We start from the raw sequence: 3,555 nt of genomic DNA on the forward strand, positions 1-3,555 counted from the left end.
GGTCACTCGGGTCGTTGGATCGGTGTCGCGGTAGCGGGCGAGCAGCGGCTGCAAACCCGTCATCAGTAGGCACACCGCGGCCAGCGTGATGAGTGCTGTCCAACCGTTCCAAGGGATTCCGAGCGCGCCGAACGGGATAATCGCCAGAGCCACCACACCGAAAGTCAGCGCCGGGCCAACTGCGACGGCGACCGGCCAGGTTAGCTGGGTGATTCGTGCGACGATTGCCCCCGGCGCGATCAGCAAAAACAATGCGATCAGCGTTCCGATCCACAGCCCCACTGGACTAGTATGGCTGGCCGGGTGACCTGGCTTGGGACGGCGGGGACGCATCTGGGCGCCCGCTACCGTCATGGTTTAGCTGAATCTGCGGAACTCTAAGGTGGCTGGCATGGCATACGACGTCGCCCGGGTGCGGGGATTACACCCGTCGCTCGGGGACGGTTGGGTGCACTTCGACGCGCCGTCGGGGATGCTGATTCCCGACTCGGTGGCGACCACCGTGTCGACGGCGTTCCGCGGGTCGTTCCCCAGCACCGTCGGTCCGCATCCGGCGGCCAAGCGCAGCGCCGCAGTGCTGGAAGCGGCGCGCCAGGCCGCCGCAGATTTGGTCAACGCCGATCCGCGCGCAGTAGTGCTGGGTGCCGATCGCGCGGTGTTGCTGTCGTCGTTAGCCGACGCGTCGTCGACCCGTGCCGGCCTTGGCTACGAGATGGTCGTCACCCGGCTGGACGACGAAGCGAACATCGCGCCATGGCTGCGCGCAGCAAACCGGTTCGGTGCCAAGCTGAAATGGGCCGAGGTCGACATCGAGACCGGCGAGCTGCCGCCATGGCAGTGGGAGGGCCTGATCGGGCAGCCGACGCGTCTGGTCGCTGTGACGTCAGCGTCGGGGACGCTGGGCACCATCACCGATCTGCGCCCGGTGACGAAGTTGATTCACGACGTCGGCGGGTTTGTGGTCGTCGACCATTCCGCCGCCGCGCCGTACCGTCTGGTCGACATCGACGAAATCGACGCCGACGTAGTGGCCGTCAACGCCGTCGGGTGGGGTGGTCCGCCCATCGGGGCGTTGGTGTTTCGCGACCCGGCGATGATCAACACCTTCGCTTCGGTGTCGACGAATCCGTCCGCCACCGGACCAGCGCGTCTCGAGGTCGGCGTGCACCAGTTCGGTCTGCTGGCCGGCTTCGTCGCGAGCATCGAATACCTTGCGTCACTGGATGAGTCGGCCCGTGGAACACGGCGCGAAAGACTGGCTACCTCAATGCAATCGGCCATGTCCTATATGGACGGGATCTTCGATTACCTGATGAGCTCGCTGCGGTCGCTGCCGTTGGTGGTGGTGATCGCCCGGCCCGAGGCCCGGATACCGGTGGTCAGTTTCGCTGTCCACGAGGTGCCGGCCGAACGGGTGGTGCAACGGTTGGCGGACAACGGAATTCTGGCGATCTCCAACGCGAGCTCGCGAGTGCTTGACGTGATCGGTGTCAACGACGTCGGCGGCGCAGTCACCGTCGGGCTGTCGCATTACTCGACGATGGCCGAGGTCGACCAGTTGGTGCGCGCCCTGGCGTCGCTGGGCTAGGCCGTCAGCACAATCTTCCCCGTCACCTGACCGGACGACAGCAGTCGATGAGCCTCGGCGGCCTGCTGGATCGGTATGTGCGCCCCGATCACTGGCCGGACACGTCCGTCAGCAATCATCGGCCAGACCGATTTCGTCACCGCCGCGACGACCTCGCTCTTACTGTTGGGACCGGTCACCGGTCGGCCCCGCAGGGTGGTCCCGATCACCCGGGCCCGTTTGCCGACCAGCTTGCCGATGTTGAGTTCGGCGGTGACTCCGCCCTGCATCCCGATGATGACCAGCTGGCCGTCAGGGGCCAGCGCGTCGATGTTGCGGTCCAGGTAAGAGGCGCCCATGATGTCCAGGATCACGTCGGCGCCTGCGCCGTCGGTCGCCTCATGAACTTTCGTGACGAAGTCCTCATCGTGGTAGTTGATGGTGATTTCAGCTCCCAGTTCGCGACAGTGTTCCAGCTTGTGGGCGGATCCCGCGGTGACCGCCACCCGGGCACCCAATGCCCGGGCGACCTGGATGGCGTGGGTTCCCACCCCACTGGCGCCGCCGTGGATGAGCAGCAGCTGGCCCTGGCTCAGGTGAGCCGTCAGTGCCAGATTCGACCACACCGTGCACGCCACTTCCGGTAGGCCGGCGGCGTCCCGCGGGTCGACACCGTGCGGAATCGGCAGCAGCTGACCGGCGGGAACAGCGACGTATTCCGCGTATCCGCCGCCCGCCAGCAAAGCGCAGACTTCTTGCCCGGCCGACCAGTCGCTGACCCCGTCGCCCACCGTGTCGACGACGCCGGAGACCTCCATGCCGAGCAACTCGCTGGCACCCGGTGGTGGCGGATAGTAGCCGGCGGCCTGCAGCAGGTCGGCCCGGTTGACGCCGGCGGCGCAGACTTTGACGAGCACCTCCCCGTGGCCTGGCGCGACATCGGGGACTTCCTGCCACACCAGTTGATCGGCGGATTCAGCGACGATGGCATGCATGCTCGACACGCTACTACCTGCGGACACCGACTGTTCCAAAGGCTTTTTCAAAGGCTTTGTGTCGCATAGCATGACGTAATGGCCGCCCCGATTGCCGGCCGGACAGCCAGTGAGATGCCCGGGTTGGATATCGCCGAGCAGAAGTCGTGGCAGAACTTCTTGGACTCGACCCTTCGTTTGTATTCCGCGCTCAACCGTCGACTGACCGATGCGCACCAGCTGTCGCTGTTCGACGTCCGGGTGCTGGACATCTTGGACAACACACCCTCCGGCTGTGCCCGAATGGGCGATCTGGCCGAGGCGCTGCCGTCGCTGCCGAGCCGCCTGACCCGTCAGATCCGTCGCCTGGAGACGCAGGGACTGGTGCGCCGGGAGGCCAGCCAGGATGACAGGCGCGGGGTCGTCGCAGCCATCACCGACAATGGCCGGGCAGCGGCGAGGCAGGCCATGGTCACCTACGCCCAAGGCGTGCGGACCTATTTCCTGGGCCAGTTGTCACGTTCGCAGATCGCCGCGATGGGGGAGAACTGTCGGCGGATCAGCGTCGCGCTGAAACTGTCCTACCGGGCTGCGAAGACCGGCGGGCAGACCGGCGGGGCCTGACACCGTTACCCTTGTCGGCGGTGGCGTGGCAGAGCGGCCTAATGCACTCGCCTTGAAAGCGAGAGACGGCTAAAACCGTCCGGGGGTTCAAATCCCTCCGCCACCGCCAATGTGATCTATCAAGACATCGGAATAGGTCCGAACCCTCGTTTAGGGGTTGGGCTTGTTTTTCGGACGGCCGGTGGGGGTGCCGCGGGGTTTGGTAATCCGTGGTCGGGTCCAGGGTTAGCCGGCGGATCAGTTCACCGGTGGCGGCGTTGATGATCCGGACGCTGAGGTCTTGGACGAGGGGGCGCGGGCCCGCGTCCTACCCGTTGGCCGCATCGCAGCGCCGATATGGCACATGCGCGGCGAAAGGTACCAGCCCTGATCCGGTGGCGATGCATGAAC

The 3,555-nt window shown here is 65.8% G+C and carries 4 protein-coding genes and 1 tRNA gene; 3 read left to right on the forward strand and 2 right to left on the reverse strand.

The window, feature by feature from the left end:
• A partial coding sequence (locus tag WAN71_RS15770) for a DUF6541 family protein (protein ID WP_422226227.1) occupies positions 1–282 on the reverse strand: 282 nt, incomplete at its 3' end.
• A gap of 109 nt (positions 283–391) precedes the next feature.
• Here WAN71_RS15770 and WAN71_RS15775 point away from each other — a divergent pair.
• Positions 392–1,588, forward strand: coding sequence for a cysteine desulfurase-like protein (locus WAN71_RS15775; RefSeq protein ID WP_422226228.1), 1,197 nt, complete (start codon positions 392–394; stop codon positions 1,586–1,588).
• Here WAN71_RS15775 and WAN71_RS15780 read toward each other — a convergent pair.
• Positions 1,585–2,562, reverse strand: a complete 978-nt coding sequence (locus tag WAN71_RS15780; protein ID WP_422226229.1) for an NAD(P)H-quinone oxidoreductase — start codon at positions 2,560–2,562, stop codon at positions 1,585–1,587. The genes WAN71_RS15775 and WAN71_RS15780 overlap by 4 nt on opposite strands.
• 78 nt (positions 2,563–2,640) lie before the next feature.
• Here WAN71_RS15780 and WAN71_RS15785 point away from each other — a divergent pair, with 78 nt between their 5' ends.
• Positions 2,641–3,165, forward strand: a complete 525-nt coding sequence (locus WAN71_RS15785) for a MarR family winged helix-turn-helix transcriptional regulator (RefSeq protein WP_422226230.1) — start codon at positions 2,641–2,643, stop codon at positions 3,163–3,165.
• Positions 3,166–3,184: 19 nt separating this feature from the next.
• Positions 3,185–3,274 (forward strand) — tRNA-Ser (locus WAN71_RS15790).
• Positions 3,275–3,555 lie beyond the last annotated feature (281 nt).

The sequence above is a fragment of the Mycobacterium sp. genome, from assembly GCF_049280035.1.
In the GTDB taxonomy this organism is placed as follows: domain Bacteria; phylum Actinomycetota; class Actinomycetes; order Mycobacteriales; family Mycobacteriaceae; genus Mycobacterium.